Raw genomic sequence first — 19,137 nt, 5'->3', positions numbered from 1 at the left:
CCGTGTCGCACCCGGGTGCGCGCGCCCGCTAAAATTGGCGGGCATGTGGGTCGACTACGCGGTGCGTCAGGTGCTCAATTCGGTGGGTGCCTTCGTCCGCGCACCCCGCCTGAGGGTGGCGGCGCGCCGCTCGCACCACGAGTTCCCCGCCGAGGGTGACACCGTGGTGTCGGTGACCACCCACGGCAAGCGGCTGAGCTCGGTCGTGGTCTCCATTTCGTCGCTGCTCGTGGGCACGCGGCGGGCACCGGTGCACCTGTGGCTCGACGCGCAGGATTTCGACGGGCCGTGGCCGCAGGGCCTGCACCACCTCGTGGAGCGGGGGCTGATCGTGCACCGCTCCGACGGCGCCTACGGGCCGCACACCAAGTACTACGGGGCGTGCCGGCTCTTCGCGGGCACCGGCACCCGAGTGGTGACGATCGACGACGACATGATCTACCCGCGCTGGTTCCTGGAGAAGCTGCTCAACTCCGCCGACGCCGACCCGGGCTGCGTGGTGGCCTACCGCGCGCACGAGATCGCCCTGGACGCCAACGGCATCGCCCCCTACCGCCAGTGGCGCCCGGTCTACGACACCGAGCCCGCCGCCCGGCACTTCGCCACCGGCGTGTCCGGGGTGGCCTACCCGGCGTCGATGGTGGACTACCTCGCCGCGCAGGGCACTGCCTTCGCCGAGCACGCCCCCTACGCCGACGACGTGTGGCTCAGCGCCTGCGCGCTGCGCTCGGGACACCTCGTGCGGCAGGTTTTCCCGCACCCGCGGGAGTTCTCGATGGTGCCGGGCTCGCAGTCGGTGGCGCTCGTGCGCGGCAACCTGCGCGGCGGCAACGACGACCAGATCGCCCGGACCTACACCCCCGCAGATGTCGCCCACCTCCGCGAGCCCTGAGGCGGTTGTCGTCGGCGCGGGGCCCAACGGGCTCGCGGCGGCGGCTGAGCTCGCCGAGGCGGGGTGGCGCGTGCGCGTGCTCGAGCGCGGCGGCACCATCGGTGGCAACTGCCGCTCCGCCGAGCTCTTCCCGGGCACGGTCAGCGACTGCGGCGCAGCCGCTTTCCCTTTCGGCGCCGCGACCCTCGACGCCGGGTGGCTGCACCCGCCGCGGCCCGTCGCCCACCCCCTCGAGCACGGGACGGGGCTTATCGACGCCCTCGGCCCCGACCAGGACACCTGGGACCGCCTCCACGGTCCCATCGCCCGGTGCATCGGCGACCACCTGGACAACATCCTCGGGCCCACCCTGTGGCGCCTGCCCCCGCACCCGGTGGCGATGGCCCGCTTCGGTGCGCGGGGGGCGCTGCCCGCCACCACCCTGGGCGCCGCTCTGTTTCGCACCGAGGCGGCCCGCGCGCTGCTGGTGGGCAACGCGGTGCACGCGCTGCGCCCGCCGGACAGGGCGCTGACCGGGGCTTTCGGGGTGCTGTTCGGGGCGCTGGCGATGTCGGTGGGCTGGCCGGTGAGCGCCGGGGGAGCGCAGGGGGTCGTCGAGAAGCTGGCGGCGCGGGCTCGGGCGGCGGGTGCCGTGATCGAGACCGGGGTGGAGGTCCGCGAGCTGCCGCGCGCCGACGCCGTGGTGCTGAACATGGCGCCGTGGGAGGCCGCGAAACTCGGGGTGAAGGTGCGTCCGTGGCGGCAGGGACCCGGGGTGTTCAAGGTGGACTGGCTCCTGAACGCTCCCGTGCCCTGGCGCGACCCGCGCGTCGGGGAGGCCGGCACCGTCCACGTCGGCGGCACCGCGGCCGAAATCGCCCACGCGGAGCGCGAGGTTTCCCGCGGCCGGATGCCGAACCGGCCGTTCGTCATGGTTTGCCAGCAGTTCGTCGCCGACCCCTCGCGCGGGCCGGTGCTGTGGACCTACGCCCACGTCCCCCGCGGCTACCAGGGCGACGCCACCGGCCACATCGCCCGGCAGATCGAGCGCTTCGCGCCGGGCTTCGGCGATGTGGTCGCCGACACCCACGTCACCGGCTACATCCCCGACATCGCCGCCGGCGCGATGGACACCCGGCAACTCCTGCTGCGCCACCCACGCAGGGTCGGCGACGGCGTGTGGCTGGCCAGCGGCGCCACCGCCCCGGGCGCCGGTGTCCACGGCATGGCGGGGGTGTGGGCCGCTAGAGAAATAGGTCGCGCACGGCGGCCCGGTCGACCTTCCCCGGGCCGAGCAGAGGCAGCGCGGCGAGGTGCGTGAGCTCCTTCGGCACCTGCCAGCGGGGGAGCTCGTCGAAAGCTTCCATAAGCTTCTCGACGCCCACCGAGCCCGCGTAGACCGCGCAAATGCGCTGCCCGAAGCGCTCGTCGGGAACCCCCACCACGCAGGCCCCCGTCACGCCCTGCACCCCGAGCATGACGTTCTCCAGCACCTCGGGGTGCAGCTTCAGTCCGCCGGAGTCGATGACGTTGTCGAGCCGGCCGTGGACGGTGAGGGTGGCGTCGTGAAGCGAGCCCGCGTCGGAGGTGGCGAACCAGCCGGGCTCCGCGAAGGCCTCGTGGCCGGGCAGGTTGCGGTAGCCGCGCGCCACCATCGGACCGCCGAGGTAGATCCTCCCGCCCCGGATGCGCACCTTCGCCCCGGCGATGGGGCGGCCGTCGTAGACGCAGCCGCCGGAGGTCTCCGACGACCCGTAGGTGGTGACCACGTTGATGCGCAGCTTGCGCGCGGACTCGAGGATCTGCGGATTCGTCGCCGCCCCGCCGACGAGCACCGCCGTGAAGCGACGCAGCGCCTCGATGCCGTCGAGGGTGGACAGCGCCTTGCTCAGCTGCAGCGGCGTCAGCGCGGTGTAGCAGCGCTCCCCGGTGTCCGCCAGCGGGTGCGTCTTGGCGGCGAGCTCGGCGACGCTGAACCCGCGGGAGAGATCGAGAAACTCCGGCTCGACGCCCGCCACCATGCTGCGCACCAGCACCTGCAACCCCGCGATGTACGCCGCCGGCATGGCCAGCAGCCACTGCCCCTCGCCGCCGAGGTGCTGATGGGTGGCGTCCGCGCTGGAGATCAGGTTCGCCGCGGTCAGCTGCGCGCCCTTCGGCGTGCCCGTCGAGCCGGAGGTGGACACGACCAGGGCAACGTCGTCCTCGATCGGCTTACCGACGCCCTGCGTATTGCGCAGCAGATTGGTGCGCGCCGGGTCATCGGTGGGCACCGGAAGCAGCGCGCGCTGGCCCGTCAGCGCCTCCTCCAACGCCGGCATGACAGCCAGCGGGTCGGCGGGGTTGACGGGCAGGATCTCGAGGTGGTTCGGCACGGGGTCAAGGGTAGTCGCCGGGCAGGAGTGCCAAAGTTTCCCGGTGCGTTTTGATGACCTGGGGAAACGCGCCTGGTTTTCGGACAGAAGGGAAAGTTTGGCACTGGGCGGGGGTGGGGGAGTGCCAAAGTTTGCCAGCGCATTTTGGTGACCTGGGGAAACAGCGCCGCCACCCGGCCCAAGCGCAAACTTTGGCACTGCGCCCCGAGCCTCGCCGGGGGTAGCACCCGCGCCCCGCAACGTGGAACAAGGCGCCGGCGTCCCACCCCCGCGGGAACCCGCCACCCCCACCGCGCGACCAATCAGGGTCCCTAGTCCCCCAATCCGGAGGTTCGATACATGACCGATACCGCGCCCCAGCGCAGCGGGCTATCGGCGCTGACCCGTAGGATCCACTTCCACGCCGGCCTGTTCCTGCCACTGCTGGGCGTGAGCTTCGCGGCGATGCTCGTCGCGGACAGAGCGCTGGCCAAGCGCCGCACAACCGCAGAACCCCAGCCGGAACCAAAGCCCCAGCCGGAGCACGTGAACGCCTAGTAGTAGTAGGGGAAGGCCTCCCAATCGGGGTCGCGCTTCTCCAGGAAGGAGTCGCGGCCCTCGACGGCCTCGTCCGTCATGTAGGCCAGGCGGGTGGCCTCGCCGGCGAAGACCTGCTGGCCCATGAGACCGTCGTCGGTGAGGTTGAAGGCGAACTTCAGCATTCTTTGGGCGGTGGGGGACTTGGTGTTGATCTCCCGGGCGGCGGCGATGGCCTCCTCTTCCAAAGAAGCGTGGTCCGCGACGATGTTGACAGCCCCCATGCGCTGCATCTCCTCGGCGCCGTAGGTGCGGCCGAGGAAGAAGATCTCGCGGGCGAACTTCTGGCCCACCATCTTGGCCAGGTAGGCGGAGCCGTAGCCGGCGTCAAAGGATCCCACGTCGGCGTCCGTCTGCTTGAAGCGGGCCTCCTGGCGCGAGGCGATGGTCAGGTCGCACACCACGTGGAGGGAGTGCCCGCCGCCGGCGGCCCAGCCGTTGACCACGGCGATGACCACCTTCGGCATGGTGCGGATGAGGCGCTGCACCTCGAGGATGTGCAGGCGCCCGCCCTCCGCCTTGACGCGGGCCTCATCCACCTGGCCGGAATCGGTGGCGTACTGGTAGCCGGAGCGGCCGCGGATGCGCTGATCGCCGCCGGAGCAGAACGCCCAGCCGCCGTCCTTGGCGCTCGGCCCGTTGCCGGTGAGCAGCACTGTTCCCACCGAGGGGTCGCGGCGGGCGTCGTCAAGCGCGCGGTAGAGCTCGTCGACCGTGTGGGGGCGGAAGGCGTTGCGCACCTCGGGCCTGTCGAAGGCGATGCGGACGATGCCGTTGGCGCGGCCGCCCCGGTTGTGGCGGTGGTAGGTGATGTCGGTGAAGTCGAAGCCCGCGACCTCGTCCCACTGGGTGGGGTCGAAGGGCTGCTCGGTGGAGTAGCTCATGCGGCTCATCCTACGTGTCGCCAATTTCACAACAGAAGTGTGGAGAAATTCGAAGTTAGGTATTGCTTACCTCAGGCGGCGGGGTCTATCCTGCACCTATGAGCTTGATCAGCACCTTCCGGGCGCCGACCAGCGTGGGCACCTCGCTTTACGACGTCCCCGTCGGCGCCCAAGCAGTCATCGACGCGCACACCGCGCCCGCTTCGGCGTCGCGTCGGCTGCGTGAGCTGGGCCTGCGCCCCGGCGCCTGCGTCACCGTGGTGCAGAAGACCTCGGGCGGCGGGCGCGTCGTCCGCGTGGGCAACACCCGCTACGCGCTCGGCGGCTCCGCCCTGCGCTCCATCTCCGTCGCCGCCTAGCCGCGATGAGCGCGAGTGATTTCGCGGCCGCCCCGTCGTGCCGCTGCGAGGACGCCGGCGTTGTCGCGGCCCCGCCGACCGCACCGATCCTGGCCCTGATCGGGGCGCCGAACGCGGGCAAGTCCACGCTGTTCAACGCCCTGACGGGTGCCCGGGTGAAGATGGGCAACTGGCCCGGCACCTCCGTCGAGGTGGCGCGGGGCCTGTGGCGCGCCGGCCGCGAGTACGCGGTGATCGACTTCCCGGGTGCCTATTCCCTCGACCCGGTCAGCCCGGACGAGGAGCTCACCCGCGAGCTGCTGCTCGAGCGGCCCGCCGACGATCGCCCCGACCTGGTGCTGGTGGCGGTGGACACGGCGAACATCGCGCGCGGGCTCTACCTCGCCGCGCAGGTCGCGGAGCACCCGTACCGCGTGGTGGTGGTGCTGACCAAGTCCGAGGTCGCCGCCGCGCAGGGCCTGGAGGTCGACGCCGCCGCCTTGTCGCAGCGGCTGGGCCTGCCGGTCGTGCAGGTCGACCCCCGCCGGCGCGAGCTCGACGGCCTGCGGGAGGCCGTGGAGGAGCAGCTCGCGCTTCCCGCGTCCACGATCCGCCCGGTGGGGGAGGCAGACGAGCTTGAGCTTGCCGACGCCCGATTTGCCTGGGTCGACGACGCCGTCGCCGCCGCCACGGTGCGCAACGAGCCGCGCCCCACGCTCACCGAGACGGTGGACCGCGTGGTGCTCCACCCCGTCGCGGGGCCGCTGATCTTCCTGTTCGCCATGTGGTGCGTCTTCCAGATCACCACAACCGTCGCCGCGCCCCTGCAGGACGGGCTGGACGCGTTCTTCGCCGGGCCGGTCTCGGACGCCGCCCGTGCCCTTTTGCCGGATATCGGCTGGCTGCAGGGCCTGATCGTCGACGGCCTCATCGCCGGCGTGGGCATGGTGCTCACCTTCGTGCCGCTGATGGGCCTCATGTTCCTCTGCCTCGCGGTGCTGGAGGACTCCGGATACATGGCCCGCGCCGCCGTGGTGGCCGACCGCATGATGCGCGCGATCGGCCTGCCGGGCAAGGCGTTCATCCCGCTCATCGTGGGCTTCGGCTGCAACGTGCCGGCGATCTCCGCGACCCGCGTGCTGGGCGACCCGCGCCAGCGCCGCATGACCGCACTCCTCGTCCCCTTCACCTCCTGCTCGGCGCGCCTGACGGTGTACGTGATGCTGGCGGCCACCTTCTTCCCGCGCAACGCGGGAACGGTCGTGTTTGCCATGTACGTCATCTCGATCGCCCTGGTCGTCCTCGCTGGCCTGGCCATGCACAAGCTGCTGTGGCGCACGATGGGGTCGGACCCGCTGGTCATCGATCTTCCCAGCTACCAGTGGCCGGTGCCGCGCATCGCGCTGACGGTGATGTGGACGCGCCTCCGCGGGTTCCTCGAAACCGCCGGCAAGATCATCGTCGCCACCGTCGTGGTGGTGTGGGCGCTGCAGTCCACCCCGGCACGCCCGGGCGAAAACTTCGGGGAGGTCGTCCCCGAGGACTCCGTCTATGGCACGGTCTCCGGGGCCATTGCTCCCGTGTTCGAGCCCGCCGGCTTCGGCTCGTGGTCGCTCGCCGGCCCGCTGATCACCGGGTTCGTGGCCAAGGAGGCCGTGATCTCCAGCTGGGCGCAGACCTACTCGCTTGAGGACCCCTCGGCCGAGGCGCCCGAGGAGCAGGGCCGCTCCGCTCTGGCGGAGCGCATCCGCGCCGACTTCGACGCGGCCTCCGGCGGGCACGCCGTCGCCGCGGTGTGGGCGTTTATGATCTTCCTGCTCGCCTACACCCCGTGCGTGGCCACCCTCGCCGCGCAGCGCCGGGAAATCGGCATGAAATGGGCCATGTTCGGCCTGGCCGTGCAGCTCAGCACCGCCTGGGTGCTGGCGGTGGCCACCTTCCAGATTCTCAAGGGGGTGCTGTAGATGGGCCCCATGTCCGCCGTGATGAACGAGATCCGCGCCGGCGCCACCGGGCGCGCCGACATCGCGCAGCGCACCGGCCTGACCCGCTCCACCGTCGACGCTGTGATCGAGCGCCTCGAGGCGATGGGAAAGCTGCGCCGGGAGGGCCTGAACTCCAGCTGCGCCGCCGGCGGCTGCGGCAGCTGCTCCTCCAACGGAGCGTGCTCGATCCAGCAGGGCCCGGTGGCACTCGTGCTCGGCCGGACGCCGGGGCTCGACTAGCCGAAGATTGCTAGCAGGCCCGGGTGGCAAGGAGTGTGCACTGCGAGGCGATTGAGCTGGGCAACGTGAGGATGAGCAGTGCGCTCAGCGCATCGCGCTGCCACTGCTGCGTGGGGACGGCGCGCAGGAGCAGGTTTTTCACGGGTTAAGCCCTTGAATTGTCCCTGGGGATGGTTTCACCGCGGAAGGTACCTGCGCCGTCACGGGGCTTCAACATGGCCGGCCGGGCGCGTGCTCGTGCTCCACTCGTACAAAGAGCCGCGTGAGCGGGTGTATCGCGAGGTCTTTCTGATGCTATTTGAGCGATGGGCGAGGGCCGCGCCCGCCGCGGTCTTCCCCTGCTCTGCACGAGTGGGCGAGTGCGCCTACCATGGGTGTGCAACTCATTACGTTTATCGAATAGGAGCAGGTAATGGCGCAAAAAGATTCTTCCCCGCCCGCCGCATCCCCGCAGGGCGATGCGGCTCCTGGAACCCCTGGAGGCCACACTCCCCAGGCGTCCGAGCCGACCGGGCCGACCACCCCTCCCCAGCCGACTGAGGCGCAGACTCCCCCGGCTGCCTACTCTCCGACCGGTTGCCCCTTCCATATTGGAGCCGGTGATCCCGACCCCCGCGCTCAGCAGGGCGAGTACCTCACCACAGCCCAAGGTGCGCGCCTGGGGGAGACGAGCCACTCGCTGCGCGCGGGTGAGCGCGGACCGCTGCTCATGCAGGATCACCACTTCCGGGAGAAGATCACCCACTTCGACCATGAGCGCATCCCGGAGCGCGTGGTGCACGCGCGTGGTGCAGGGGCGCACGGCGTGTTCAAGGCCAATGGCGCCGCCTCGAAGATCTCGAAAGCCGGTGTATTCGCCAAGAACAAGGAGACACCGGTCTTCGTGCGCTTCTCTACCGTGCTGGGCTCCCGCGGGTCCGCAGACACCGTGCGCGACACCCGCGGTTGGGGTGTGAAGTTCTACACCGACGAGGGCACCTGGGACCTGGTGGGCAACAACATCCCCGTGTTTTTTATTCAGGATGGCATCAAGTTCCCGGATGTCATCCATGCCGCCAAGCCTCACCCGGACCGTGAGATCCCGCAGGCGCAGAGTGCCCACGACACGTTTTGGGATTTCGTGGGCCTGCACACCGAGGCAACGCACCACACGTTCTGGAACATGTCGGATCGCGGCATCCCGCGCTCTTACCGAACCATGGAGGGCTTCGGTATCCACACGTTCCGCATGATCAACGATGCCGGCGAAACGACATTGGTAAAGTTCCACTTCAAACCGCGTCTCGGTGTGCACTCCCAGGTGTGGGAGGAAGCCCAGATCACCGGTGGTGTCGATCCGGATTTCCACCGCCGGGACCTCGCCGACGCCATCGTGGCCGGCGCCTACCCGGAGTGGGATCTGGGCATCCAGGTCTTTCCGGATACGAAGGAGCAGATGTTCGAGGGTATCGACCTGCTCGACCCGACGAAGATTGTTCCGGAGGAGCTCGCCCCGGTTGAGATTATCGGCACATTGACCTTGAACAAGAACCCGGGCAACTACTTCGAGGAAACTGAGCAGGTCGCTTTCCACCCGGGCCACCTCGTTCCGGGCATCGACGTGACCAATGACCCGCTGCTGCAGGCCCGTCTCTTCTCCTACCTGGACACCCAGATCAGTCGGCTCGGTGGCCCGAACTTTTCCCAGTTGCCGGTCAATCGCCCGCACGCGCCTGTCAACGACAATTTCCGCGACGGCATGTATCAACAGGGCGCGCACACCGGTGTCGCCCCGTACAAGCCGAACAGCTTGGACGGTGGCAACCCGACCGAGGCCAGCGTCGAGGAGGGTGCGTTCATTGATGTGCCCCAACCAGTCGAGGGCCACATCACCCGTGAGAACCCGGCATCCTTTGACGATCACTTCACGCAGCCGCGCATGTTCTACCTGTCCCTGACGGACGTGGAGAAGCAGCACCTCACCGATGCTTTCTCTTTCGAGCTGGGCAAGTGCTACGAGGAGGCGATCAAGACCCGCTATCTCGACGTTCTGGCTCACGTGGACCAGGGCCTGGCCGAGTCCGTCGCCGACAACCTCGGTCTGCCGCACCCGGCCCCGCAGAAGGTTGCGGAGGTTACGCCGTCCCCGGCCGTGTCGCAGCTGGGCAAGACCTGGCCGATTGACGGTCGACAGGTCGCCATCCTCGTCAGCTCCGACGCACCGGTCGACGGAGTGGGTGAGCTTATGAATACGCTCTTCGACGCCAGCGTGACCCCACTGCTGATTTGCGACAAGGGTGGCACGCTCACCGTCGACGGCGCGGAGGTGTCGGTGTCCCGTACCTACCTCACCGCGCGTTCCATCGAGTTCGACGCTGTCGTGGTGGTCAACCCGCCAGCCACGCCGGAAGTTGCCACCATGCTGGGTGAATTCGAGCGGCACAAGAAGGCGATCGTCTGCGTTGGCAAGGACGGTTCCGCAGCCCTCGAGGCCGCGCGTGTGCCTGCCAACCAGCCTGGCATCGTGTCGGTGGACACGGCGGACAAGGCCGTGTCCCCGGTGACCGAGCTTCTCGCGGGTCACCGCGTTTGGGAGCGCTAGTCCAACAGTGCAGAAAGCCGCACACGTCCGCATGGGCGTGTGCGGCTTCGCTTTCGGATGGTGCTCGCCCAGTGGTTGCGCGAGCCGTGGGTTTTAGCCTCTGTAGGTCTCGCGGTCCTGGCGCAGGGCTGTGAGAGAGGCGTGGTGATGGATGTCCGAGATCAGCTGGAGCTGGCCGTGGGCGGCGTCGATGAGGTCGTCGAAGATACCGGGCTCGAGGCCGAGGTCCGCCGAATTGTCCCGTAGAGTTTCCCAACCGCCGATCTTGCCCATCACAGCGGAGCGCATCATTTCGGATTCCAGTAGCAGAGCCAGGGGCGAGCGTTTCGCCACGCGGCCGTTCGGTTTCAGGCGCCCCACCATCTCACCGGCCCATGCCGCAGCACCCTGCACCGGTTTCGGGCTCAGACCGAGTTCGCGTGTGAGCCGCTCGAGGAAGTCGCGGTCGGCGCGGATTTCGATCGCGATGCGTGCGATCTGCGGGAAAACGGGGGTGTCCTGGTAGTTGAGGGTCATCATGTCCAGCCGCTCCACCGCGCCGCGCGCGCCGGTGAGGTGGTTGCCCAGGTAACGTTCCAGCAGTTTGGCGTCGATCTGCGGAGAGACGGAGCCCACCCTCGTCGCGCGTACGGCCTCCGCGACGGTGATACCGAGATGCGGCAGGGATTTCGTGTCGTCGTCCTCCGCCCACAGGCTCGGCGAGTTGTGGCCGGTGCCGGCGGTCATGGCGTCGAGAAGCTCGCGTACTGTGTCCTTCGCTGTGCGGGTGGGGGTCCAGCCGAGTTCGGTTTTGGCGCGGGTGGTGTCCATCAGGGGGACGCCCATGGCCATGTCGATCCAGCCGGGATCCATGGGCAGGGCACCTGAGCGGTGTGCGGCGAACACGGCGGCGCGTGCGGCGACCGGGGGGACTTCAAAGAACGTTCCGGCGCCGAGGAGATCGGCGAAGTCCTGCGGGTAAAGAACGTCGTCGGCGCAGATGTTGAATGCGCCCGAAGCACCCGTGGTGGCGGCCAGACGGTACGCCTGTGCGATGTCATCGGCGTGCACGGCCTGGGCGCGCAGACCGCGCGGCAGGGGTAGGACGGGGATCGTGCCCCGGCCCGCCAGCTGTACCGGGGCAGCGGAGCCAAGAAAGAAACGCTGGATCTCGGAGGCGGCGTCGGCCTGGAAGATCAGTCCCGGGCGCAGCCGCGCAATAGTGATGTCCGGGTGGGCGGCCTGGAAGGTGTCGAGCAGCTCCTCGACCGCCCCCTTGTCCTCACTGTAGTGCGAACCCGCAATGCCACGGGCCGGGAAATCCTCCCGACGCAGCGGTGGGGTGTCTTTCGAATCGGAGACGTCCTTGCGAGCCTTATCCGGGCTGTAGGCGCCGATAGAGGAGGCGACGACGACGTGTTTCACCCCGGCCCGGGCACTGGCCTCGAGCACGCGGCGCGTCCCCTCCACGTTGACGCGGCGCAGTAGTTCGCGGTCGTGATTGGGGTAGATGATCCAGGCCAGGTGGACTATGGAATCGGCGCCCGCAAACGCGTTGGCGAGGGCGGAAATCGTCTGCTTCTCGTCGGCGGCACCGACATCGATGCTGTGCCACTCCACCCCGGCGTAGGGTTCCTCGTCCTCGGGTGGAGTGCGGCGCGAGATGCCCACGATGTCGGTAACGGAGTTGTCGTTGTGCAACGCGCGCAGCAGCGCGGTTCCGACGTTGCCGGATGCTCCCGTGATTGCGATTTTCATGCTGTCGACCTCACTTACTCTTCTCTGGTCAGACCCGCCGAGCTGGTAACGGGGGTCCATATAAGGATGTGCTAATTAGTGAGGTCCAGTAAACACGAAAATGGCGCGGCCGGTTCGGTTGGCCGTCCGGCGCGCAGCTTCACCTCACGATTTTCAGTCCGGTCGTAGTGGCTCGTATCGCCGGGATCGTGCGCGCTACTCCGCCCGCGCCCGAACCAGAACTAGCCTGGGGGTATGTTCCCCACCCTTGACAGCATCCTCGAGCGCGCCCACGTGGTCGCCCTGCCCATGGCCGTTACCTTCCGCGGGGTGACCACCCGCGAAGCTCTGCTCATCGAGGGGCCCGCAGGCTGGGGTGAGTTCTCGCCGTTTGTGGAGTACGGCCCGGAGGAGTCGGCGAGCTGGCTTGCGGCGGGCCTCGAGGCTGCGTTCACGGGTCTGCCCGAGGCGCACGGCTGGGTCGAGGTCAACGGGACGGTGCCCGCGGTGCCCGCCTCACGGGTGCCCGAGGTGCTCGACCGCTACCCGGGGGTGGGCACCTTCAAGATCAAGGTGGCGGAGAAGGGCCAGTCGCTTGACGACGACATAGCCCGCGTCACCGCCGTTCGCCGTGCGCGCCCGGACGCCACCCTGCGCGTGGACGCCAACCGCGGCTGGTCTGTCGAGGAGGCGGTGGCTGCCGCCCGCGCGCTGGGGGAGCTGGAGTACATCGAGCAGCCCTGCGCCACGGTGGAGCAGCTCGCCGAGGTGCGCCGGCGCACCGCCACGCCGGTCGCGGCGGACGAGTCCATCCGGCGCGCCGCCGACCCGTACCGCGTGGTGGAGGCGGGGGCGGCGGATGTGGGCGTCGTGAAGCCTGCCCCTTTAGGAGGGGTGCGCAGGCTGGTCGCGATCGGAGAAGAGCTGGGCCTGTCGTTGACGGTGGCCAGCGCCCTCGACACAGCCGTGGGCATTGACGCTGGGCTGGTTGCGGCGAAGCTGACCGGCTCGCGGGCCGCGGGGCTGGCCACGCAACGGCTGTTCGTCGAGGACGTCGCCGCCCCGCGGGAGCTGCGCGGGAGCCGCCTCGAGGTCACCCGCACCACCCCCGACCCGGAGCGGCTCCACGGGCTGCGCGCCCCCGGGCCGCGGCGCGACTGGTGGTTCCGGCGCGTCCGCGAGAGCTACCCCCATCTTCGGGGGTGAAATCCGAGAGACAACACTTTTCGGGGCCCGGGATTTTTTATTCGGTGTGGGGGAGGCTCCTAAAGTGTGGGGGGTAGAGCATTAACTCCCCACCTCGCTTAAGGATTCGCCGTGTCTACCCCCGTGACCCACCAATCAGGACGCCTCTCGGAGGGCGACCTCGCCCCCGCCCCCGAGCCGCAGGAGTGGCGTCGGCAAGCAATCGGCCTCATCGCCGGCGTCCTCTTGGCGCTGCTGGTCTACCTCATCTTCCCGGCCGGGGCTGCCGACACCGTGGCCAACTCCTCCGGCGCCGACCCGGAAACCACCTACGACGCTGGGGCTATGCGCGTCGTCGCCGCCGTCACCGTCCTCATGGCGGTGTGGTGGATGACAGAGGCGATCCCGCTGGCCGCCACCGCGCTGCTGCCGATCGCCATCTTCCCGCTGGCTGGCGTGGCCAAGTTCAGCGACGTCTCCAGCCCGTACGCCTCCTCCACGATCTTCCTGTTCATGGGCGGCTTCCTCATGGCGCTCGGCCTGCAGCGCTGGAACCTGCACCGGCGCCTCGCCCTCGTTGTCGTCTCCCTGGTGGGCACCAGCCCGAAGCGCATCATCCTCGGGTTCATGATCGCCACCGGCTTCATGTCCATGTGGGTTTCCAACACCGCCACCGCCGTGGTCATGCTCCCCATCGGCGTCTCCGTGCTCACCCTCACCGCCGAGAGCGTGGGCGGGATGCAGAACCAGAAGAAGTTCGCCACCGCCCTGATGCTCGCCATCGCCTACTCGGCCTCCATCGGCTCCCTCGGCACCCTCATCGGCACCCCGCCCAACGCCCTGCTGGCCGGGTACATGAAGGAGGCGCACGACATCACCATCGGCTTCGGGCAGTGGATGCTTGTGGGCATGCCCGTCGCTATCGTGTTCACCTTCATCGCCTGGTTCGTGCTCATCACCGTGTTCAAGCCTGAGGTGGACCAGATCCCGGGCGGTCGCGAGCTCATCCGCGACGAGATCCGCCAGCTCGGCCCGTGGACCTTCCCGCAGGTCGCCGTCGGAACGATCTTCCTCATCGCGGCGCTGAGCTGGATCCTCATCCCACTGGGCATCGACTACTTCGGGTGGGGCTTCCCCTACGACGACGCCGTGGTGGGCATCATCGCCGGCCTGCTCATGTTCATCGTCCCCGCGAAGAAGGACGGCACCCGCATCCTGGACTGGAAGACGGCCAACGAGCTGCCCTGGGACGTCCTGCTCCTCTTCGGCGGAGGCCTGTCCCTGTCCTCGATGTTCACCAAGACCGGCCTGTCGCTGTGGATCGGCGAGGCCGCCAAGGGCTTGGCCGTGCTGCCGACCTTCCTGCTCATCCTCGCCGTGGCCGCCCTCGTCCTCGGCCTGACCGAGCTGACCTCCAACACGGCCACCGCCGCGACCTTCCTGCCGATCATGGGCGGCGTCGCCGTCGGCATCGGTCTGACCGGGGCCACCGAGATGAACGTCCTGCTGCTCGCCATCCCCGTCGCCCTCTCCGCCACCTGCGCCTTCATGCTGCCGGTGGCCACCCCGCCCAATGCGATCGCCTACTCCTCCGGCTACGTCACGATGGGCGAGATGCTCAAGGGCGGCGTGTGGCTCAACGCCATCGCGCTGGTGCTGATCTCGCTGGCCACCTACTTCATCGCCGTGCCGGTATTCGGGATGGTGCTGTAGCTTAGCTCGTTTAGCGACGCCCCCGCGCGTGCCTCCCGGCCACCTCTCCAGCCGGGGGCACGCGCTACCCTGTCCCTATGAATCCCAACGACGACGAAACCCGCCAGTTCCGGCGGGAGCCGCAGGCGTCGAACCAGCCACCGCGGCCGGAGAGGCCCAGGCAGTACTTCCCGGACCCCGCGCAGCAGGCCCCGGAGACCAGCTACTACGAGAACCCGGCTTACGAGCAGCGTTACGCAGAGCCTGCCTACGCTGAGCCCGTCTACGCGGAGCCCGCTTACCCTCCGGCCAAGGAGCGTTCCAACACCGCGGCCGTCGCCCTCGGCGTGATCGCGGGCCTGGCCACCCTCGCCGCGGTGGTGTTCATGTTCCTGTGGCGCGGTGCCGCCGAGGAGGCGAACCAGCCGCCGGAGACCGTGACGGTCACCCAGACGCAGACGGCCACCTCCACGGTGACCACCACGAAGCGCCCGAGTCTTTTGCCCGAGCGGGGCCCGAGCAGCGAGCCCGCGCTGCCGAGCGAGCTGCCCACGGAGGTCCCGACGCAGGTGCAGGACGAAGTCGGCGGGCTCATCGACAGCCTGCTCAACGAGGCGGACCGCGCCATCCAGGGGCGGTAGGGCATGAACGACAGCATCAGCATGGATGTGGCGGCGAAGGTCGTCGAGAAGCTGGCGGAGCACGTCACCGACGTGGTTCTGTGCCCGGGTTCGCGCAACTCGCCCCTGGCGTACGCGCTGCTGGCGCGCCGGGACCTGACGGTGCACGTGCGCATCGATGAGCGCTCCGCCGCCTTCACCGCCCTGGGCCTGGCGCGGGTGCAGCGGCGCCACGTGGCCGTCGTGATGACCTCCGGCACCGCCGTGGCCAACACGCTGCCCGCGATGGTGGAGGCGCACATGTCCCACACCCCGCTCGCGGTGGTCAGCGCGGATCGCCCCGAGCGCCTGCATGGCACCGGCGCCAGCCAGACCATCTGGCAGCAGGGAATCTTCGGCCGCTACGCGCGCACCCAGCAGGTCGCCACGCTTGACGACGTCCCCCAGCTCGACTTCACGGAAGACCAGGTGCACGTCAACGTCGCCCTGGACACCCCGCTCGTGCCCGACGCCCTGCCGGAGCCTGCGGGCGCGCCGCGCCGCGTCGGGCCCGGCCGCCTGGGCACGCCGCCGATCTGGGTGGACCACGGGGCGGTGGACGTGGACCTGGGCCGCGACACCCTTGTCATCGCCGGCGACGAGGCCTGGGAGGTGCCCGGCCTCGAGCACGTGCCCACCATCGCCGAGCCGACCGCGCCGACGCCCTTCCACCAGGTCCACCCGCTGGCGGCGCGCTTCTTCGCGCAGTCCGAGGTGGCCATCAGCCACGACGGCGGCGACTTCGCCGCCTCGACGAAGCCGGAGCAGGTGGTCGTGGTGGGCCACCCGACCCTGCACCGCGACGTCATGGCGCTGCTCGCCGACCCGGACATCGAGGTCATCGGGGTCAGCCGCACGGAGACCTTTACGGGCCGGCCGACGCGCCGCGGCAGCCGCGTCAACGCCACCGGGCAACCGAGCGACACGTGGCTGAAGATCTGCGAGGCCGCCGGCGACGTCGGCGCGCAGACGGTGCGCGACGCCCTGGCCGACGAGCAGTACGGGTTCACCGGCCTGCACGTCGCCGCCGCCGTCGCCGACACCCTGGGCGTGGGCGACACCCTCGTGCTCGGGTCGTCGAACCCGGTGCGTGACGCAAGCTTCGTCGGCCTGCCTTTCGACGGCGTGTCCACGTACAGCGCGCGCGGCGCGGCGGGCATCGACGGCACCGTCTCCCAGGCTGTCGGCGTGGCGCTGGCCACCCAGGTGCTGCACCCGGCGGACATCCGCGCCCCGCGCACCGTGGCGCTGATGGGTGACCTGACCTTCCTGCACGACATCAACGGCCTGCTCATTGGGCCCGACGAGCCGCGCCCGGGCAACCTGACCATCGTGGTGGCCAACGACGACGGCGGCGGGATCTTCGAAACGCTCGAGCCGGGCGCCGACAACCTCAGGCGGGACTTCGAGCGGGCGTTCGGGACGGCGCACGGGGTAGGCGTCGACAAGCTTGCCCAGGCCTATGGCGCCGCCTATCGCCGGGCGGAAAGCATCCCCGAGCTGCTGGAGGCGCTGATGGACGAGGAGGCCGAGCCGATCACCGTCATTGAGGCCCCGACCACCCGGGCCACGCGCCGTGCGCTGGCCGAGAGGCTGCGCCGATGAATTGGCGGCGCCGCCTGCTGCAGCTCGTCATGGCGCTCTACGCGTGCGCCGTGCTGGGTTCGGTGGTGATGGTCGCCGGCCCGGCGCTCAACGACGCCCGCATCATGCGCGACCCCGGCCGCGGCATGGCCACGGTGACGGGGGTGAACTGGCTGCGCACCTCCGCCGAATACCAGGACGAGCAGGGCCGCTACCACTCGCCGCGCTACGGGCTGCTCTACCCGACGGGCCTGGGGGAGGACCAGCGGGTGTGGGTGACCTACTCCACGTCCGACCCCGACCTGGTGAAGGTGGAGGGGCGCGGCTGGACGCTCGCGGTGCTGCCGGCGCTGTCGGTGTGGGCCGTGTCCACGCTGGTGGCGGGGGCGGGGTGGCTCGCCATCGGCCTCTGCTTTGGCAGGGAAAACAAAGTTACACTGCCTTAAAGAGAAGTTCACTCGGATTTTTCCCCCTGTGCACGGCCCTTTCGGCCAGGTGTGAAAGGTTTCAACCATGCGTGTCGCCATCGTCGCGGAGTCCTTCCTCCCCAACGTCAACGGAGTGACCAACTCGGTTCTCCGCGTGCTGGAGCACCTGCACGCGCAGGGCCACGACGCGATCGTCGTCGCGCCGGGGGCGAGGGAGTTCCAGGAGGAAATCCCGGATTACCTCGGTTTCGAGATTGTCCGCGTGCCCACGGTGATGATCCCCCTGGTCGATTCGCTGCCCATCGGCGTGCCCACCACCGCCGTGGTCAACGCGATTAGCCACTTCAAGCCGGACGTGGTGCACCTGGCCAGCCCCTTCGTCCTCGGCGGGGCGGGCGCCTTCGCCGCCTCCCAGATGGGCATTCCGGCCGTCGCGCTCTACCAGACGGACGTGGCGGGCTTCGCCACCCAGTACCAGCTCTCCCTGCTGTCGAGTATGGCGTGGGAGTGGACCCGCAACGTCCACAACCGCTGCGAGCTCACGCTGGCGCCGTCCTCGGAGGCGATCCGCGAGCTGGAGTCCCACGGCATCCGCGACGTGCACCACTGGGGCCGCGGCGTGGACACCGAGCTGTTCCACCCGGCGAAGCGCTCCGAGGTGCTGCGCCGCCAGTGGGACCCGACGGGGCGGAAGAAGATCGTCGGCTTCGTCGGCCGCCTCGCCGCCGAGAAGGGCGTGCACCGGCTGGCGGCGCTCGTCGACGACGACAGCGTGCAGCTCGTGATCGTCGGAGACGGGCCCGAGCGCGACTGCCTCGAGCGGAAGCTACCCAACGCGGTGTTCACCGGCGCGCTCGGCGGCGAGCAGCTCGCCCGCGCCTACGCCAGCCTGGACCTGTTCGTGCACACCGGCGAGTTCGAGACCTTCTGCCAGGCGATCCAGGAGGCGCAGGCCAGCGGGGTGCCCACGATCGGGCCCCGCGCGGGCGGGCCTATCGACCTCATCCAGGAGGGCTACAACGGGCTGCTTCTCGACGTCCCCACCTTCACCCAGGACCTCCCCAGCGCCGCGGGCTACCTCCTCGACGGGGTGCGCCACGCCGAGCTGCGGGCCAACGCGCGCGAATCCGTGGCGGACAAGACGTGGGCCGCACTGTGCGAGCAGCTCCTCGGCTACTACGGCAAGGCGATCGCCGGGTACAACCGGGGCACGGTGGAGCTGTTCGGGCGCCGCTTCGCGGTGCCGGACTGGACGCGCAAGCTGCGCCCCTCGCGCTCTGCGTAGCCCGCGGCGGCCGGGTTGTAGACTAGGCGCTCATGGCCAAGGCAGACCTGGATAAGAAGCCCTTCGACGTCGCCGGGATGTTCGACGCGGTGGGCAGCAAGTACGACATCACCAACACCGTGCTGTCGTTCGGCCTGGACCACTACTGGCGCCGCCGCACCCGCGAGCGCCTCGGCCTGAAGCCGGGGGAAAAGGTGCTCGACCTGGCGGCCGGCACCGCGGTGTCGACGGTGGAGCTGGCGAAGTCGGGTGCGTGGGTGGTGGCCTGCGACTTCTCCCAGGGCATGCTGGCGGCCGGGAAGGACCGCGACGTGCCCAAGGTAGTCGGCGACGCGATGTACCTGCCCTTCGCCGACAACACCTTCGACGCCGTGACCATCTCCTACGGCCTGCGCAACGTCCACGACTTCGAGGCCGGGCTGCGCGAGATGGCGCGCGTGACCAAGCCGGGCGGCCGCCTTCTGGTCAACGAGTTCTCCACCCCGATCGTGCCGGTGTTCCGCACCATCTACAAGGAGTACCTGCCGCGCGTGCTCCCCCTGGTGGCCAAGGTGTTCTCCTCGAACCCGGAGGCCTACGAGTACCTGGCGGAATCGATCAGCGCGTGGCCGCACCAGGACGAGCTCGCCGCGGTGATCAACCGCAGCGGGTGGACGGACGCCGGCTGGCAGGACCTCTCGCTCGGTATCGTCGCCCTGCACAGCGCCGTCAAGGCCTAATCAAGGCCTAGTCAGGTCC

General features: G+C 69.4%; 18 protein-coding genes. 14 read left to right on the top strand and 4 right to left on the bottom strand.

The annotated features are described in order from the left end of the window. Nucleotides 1–43: 43 nt before the first annotated feature. Nucleotides 44–892, top strand: a complete 849-nt coding sequence (locus DYZ02_RS05580) for a glycosyltransferase (RefSeq protein ID WP_115685359.1) — start codon at nt 44–46, stop codon at nt 890–892. Beyond that, nucleotides 867–2,192: a phytoene desaturase family protein gene (locus DYZ02_RS05575; protein ID WP_115685358.1), complete on the top strand. Its 1,326-nt coding sequence runs from the start codon at nt 867–869 to the stop codon at nt 2,190–2,192. The genes DYZ02_RS05580 and DYZ02_RS05575 overlap by 26 nt, the downstream gene beginning before the upstream one ends. On the opposite strand, the gene menE is transcribed toward DYZ02_RS05575, so the two are convergent. Further along, the gene (menE, locus tag DYZ02_RS05570) at nt 2,116–3,246 is read right to left on the bottom strand and encodes an o-succinylbenzoate--CoA ligase (RefSeq protein WP_115685357.1); all 1,131 of its coding nucleotides are present in this window, start codon (nt 3,244–3,246) and stop codon (nt 2,116–2,118) included. The two genes, DYZ02_RS05575 and menE, sit on opposite strands and share 77 nt — an antisense overlap. Before the next feature lie 339 nt (nt 3,247–3,585). On the opposite strand from menE, the gene DYZ02_RS05565 reads away from it, so the two are divergent. After that, nucleotides 3,586–3,783, top strand: a complete 198-nt coding sequence (locus DYZ02_RS05565) for a hypothetical protein (protein ID WP_115685356.1) — start codon at nt 3,586–3,588, stop codon at nt 3,781–3,783. On the opposite strand, the gene DYZ02_RS05560 is transcribed toward DYZ02_RS05565, so the two are convergent. Next, the gene (locus DYZ02_RS05560) at nt 3,780–4,706 is read right to left on the bottom strand and encodes a 1,4-dihydroxy-2-naphthoyl-CoA synthase (protein WP_115685355.1); all 927 of its coding nucleotides are present in this window, start codon (nt 4,704–4,706) and stop codon (nt 3,780–3,782) included. The genes DYZ02_RS05565 and DYZ02_RS05560 overlap by 4 nt on opposite strands. A 98-nt stretch (nt 4,707–4,804) precedes the next feature. Between DYZ02_RS05560 and DYZ02_RS05555 the strand changes: the two genes are divergently transcribed. The 3 genes from DYZ02_RS05555 to DYZ02_RS05545 are packed head-to-tail and all read left to right on the top strand — an operon-like array spanning nt 4,805 to nt 7,269. Further along, nucleotides 4,805–5,065, top strand: a complete 261-nt coding sequence (locus DYZ02_RS05555) for a FeoA family protein (RefSeq protein WP_115685354.1) — start codon at nt 4,805–4,807, stop codon at nt 5,063–5,065. A 5-nt stretch (nt 5,066–5,070) separates the two neighbouring features. Further along, the gene (gene feoB, locus DYZ02_RS05550; RefSeq protein WP_115685353.1) at nt 5,071–7,008 is read left to right on the top strand and encodes a ferrous iron transport protein B; all 1,938 of its coding nucleotides are present in this window, start codon (nt 5,071–5,073) and stop codon (nt 7,006–7,008) included. Further along, nucleotides 7,009–7,269, top strand: a complete 261-nt coding sequence (locus DYZ02_RS05545) for a FeoC-like transcriptional regulator (protein ID WP_115685352.1) — start codon at nt 7,009–7,011, stop codon at nt 7,267–7,269. 10 nt (nt 7,270–7,279) lie between these two features. Here DYZ02_RS05545 and DYZ02_RS11660 read toward each other — a convergent pair whose 3' ends face one another. Further along, a complete protein-coding gene (locus DYZ02_RS11660; protein ID WP_281268975.1) occupies nt 7,280–7,411 on the bottom strand; it encodes a hypothetical protein in 132 nt (43 codons plus the stop codon). A 270-nt stretch (nt 7,412–7,681) separates the two neighbouring features. Between DYZ02_RS11660 and DYZ02_RS05540 the strand changes: the two genes are divergently transcribed. After that, the gene (locus tag DYZ02_RS05540) at nt 7,682–9,850 is read left to right on the top strand and encodes a catalase (RefSeq protein WP_115685351.1); all 2,169 of its coding nucleotides are present in this window, start codon (nt 7,682–7,684) and stop codon (nt 9,848–9,850) included. A 93-nt stretch (nt 9,851–9,943) separates the two neighbouring features. On the opposite strand, the gene DYZ02_RS05535 is transcribed toward DYZ02_RS05540, so the two are convergent. Then, nucleotides 9,944–11,587, bottom strand: coding sequence for an NAD-dependent epimerase/dehydratase family protein (locus DYZ02_RS05535; RefSeq protein ID WP_115685350.1), 1,644 nt, complete (start codon nt 11,585–11,587; stop codon nt 9,944–9,946). 234 nt (nt 11,588–11,821) lie between these two features. On the opposite strand from DYZ02_RS05535, the gene DYZ02_RS05530 reads away from it, so the two are divergent. The 7 genes from DYZ02_RS05530 to DYZ02_RS05500 all read left to right on the top strand — a co-directional run bounded on the left by DYZ02_RS05530 (nt 11,822) and on the right by DYZ02_RS05500 (nt 19,118). After that, the gene (locus DYZ02_RS05530; protein WP_115685349.1) at nt 11,822–12,772 is read left to right on the top strand and encodes an o-succinylbenzoate synthase; all 951 of its coding nucleotides are present in this window, start codon (nt 11,822–11,824) and stop codon (nt 12,770–12,772) included. 123 nt (nt 12,773–12,895) lie between these two features. Continuing rightward, nucleotides 12,896–14,464 (top strand): SLC13 family permease, encoded by a 1,569-nt coding sequence (locus DYZ02_RS05525; protein WP_245945848.1) that lies wholly within the window; start codon nt 12,896–12,898, stop codon nt 14,462–14,464. A 77-nt stretch (nt 14,465–14,541) separates the two neighbouring features. After that, a complete protein-coding gene (locus DYZ02_RS05520; RefSeq protein ID WP_115685347.1) occupies nt 14,542–15,084 on the top strand; it encodes a hypothetical protein in 543 nt (180 codons plus the stop codon). 3 nt (nt 15,085–15,087) lie between these two features. Further along, a complete protein-coding gene (menD, locus tag DYZ02_RS05515; RefSeq protein WP_115685346.1) occupies nt 15,088–16,707 on the top strand; it encodes a 2-succinyl-5-enolpyruvyl-6-hydroxy-3-cyclohexene-1-carboxylic-acid synthase in 1,620 nt (539 codons plus the stop codon). Further along, complete coding sequence (locus DYZ02_RS05510; protein WP_115685345.1) at nt 16,704–17,132, top strand: DUF3592 domain-containing protein; 429 nt, start codon at nt 16,704–16,706, stop codon at nt 17,130–17,132. The genes menD and DYZ02_RS05510 overlap by 4 nt, the downstream gene beginning before the upstream one ends. A gap of 67 nt (nt 17,133–17,199) precedes the next feature. Next, the gene (locus DYZ02_RS05505; RefSeq protein ID WP_115685344.1) at nt 17,200–18,399 is read left to right on the top strand and encodes a glycosyltransferase family 4 protein; all 1,200 of its coding nucleotides are present in this window, start codon (nt 17,200–17,202) and stop codon (nt 18,397–18,399) included. A gap of 32 nt (nt 18,400–18,431) precedes the next feature. After that, the gene (locus tag DYZ02_RS05500) at nt 18,432–19,118 is read left to right on the top strand and encodes a demethylmenaquinone methyltransferase (RefSeq protein ID WP_115685343.1); all 687 of its coding nucleotides are present in this window, start codon (nt 18,432–18,434) and stop codon (nt 19,116–19,118) included. Nucleotides 19,119–19,137 lie beyond the last annotated feature (19 nt).

The sequence above is a fragment of the Corynebacterium senegalense genome (assembly GCF_900411315.1).
In the GTDB taxonomy this organism is placed as follows: domain Bacteria; phylum Actinomycetota; class Actinomycetes; order Mycobacteriales; family Mycobacteriaceae; genus Corynebacterium; species Corynebacterium senegalense.
Note: the sequence above shows the minus strand (reverse complement) of the source record. Positions and strands in the feature narration are given on the sequence as shown.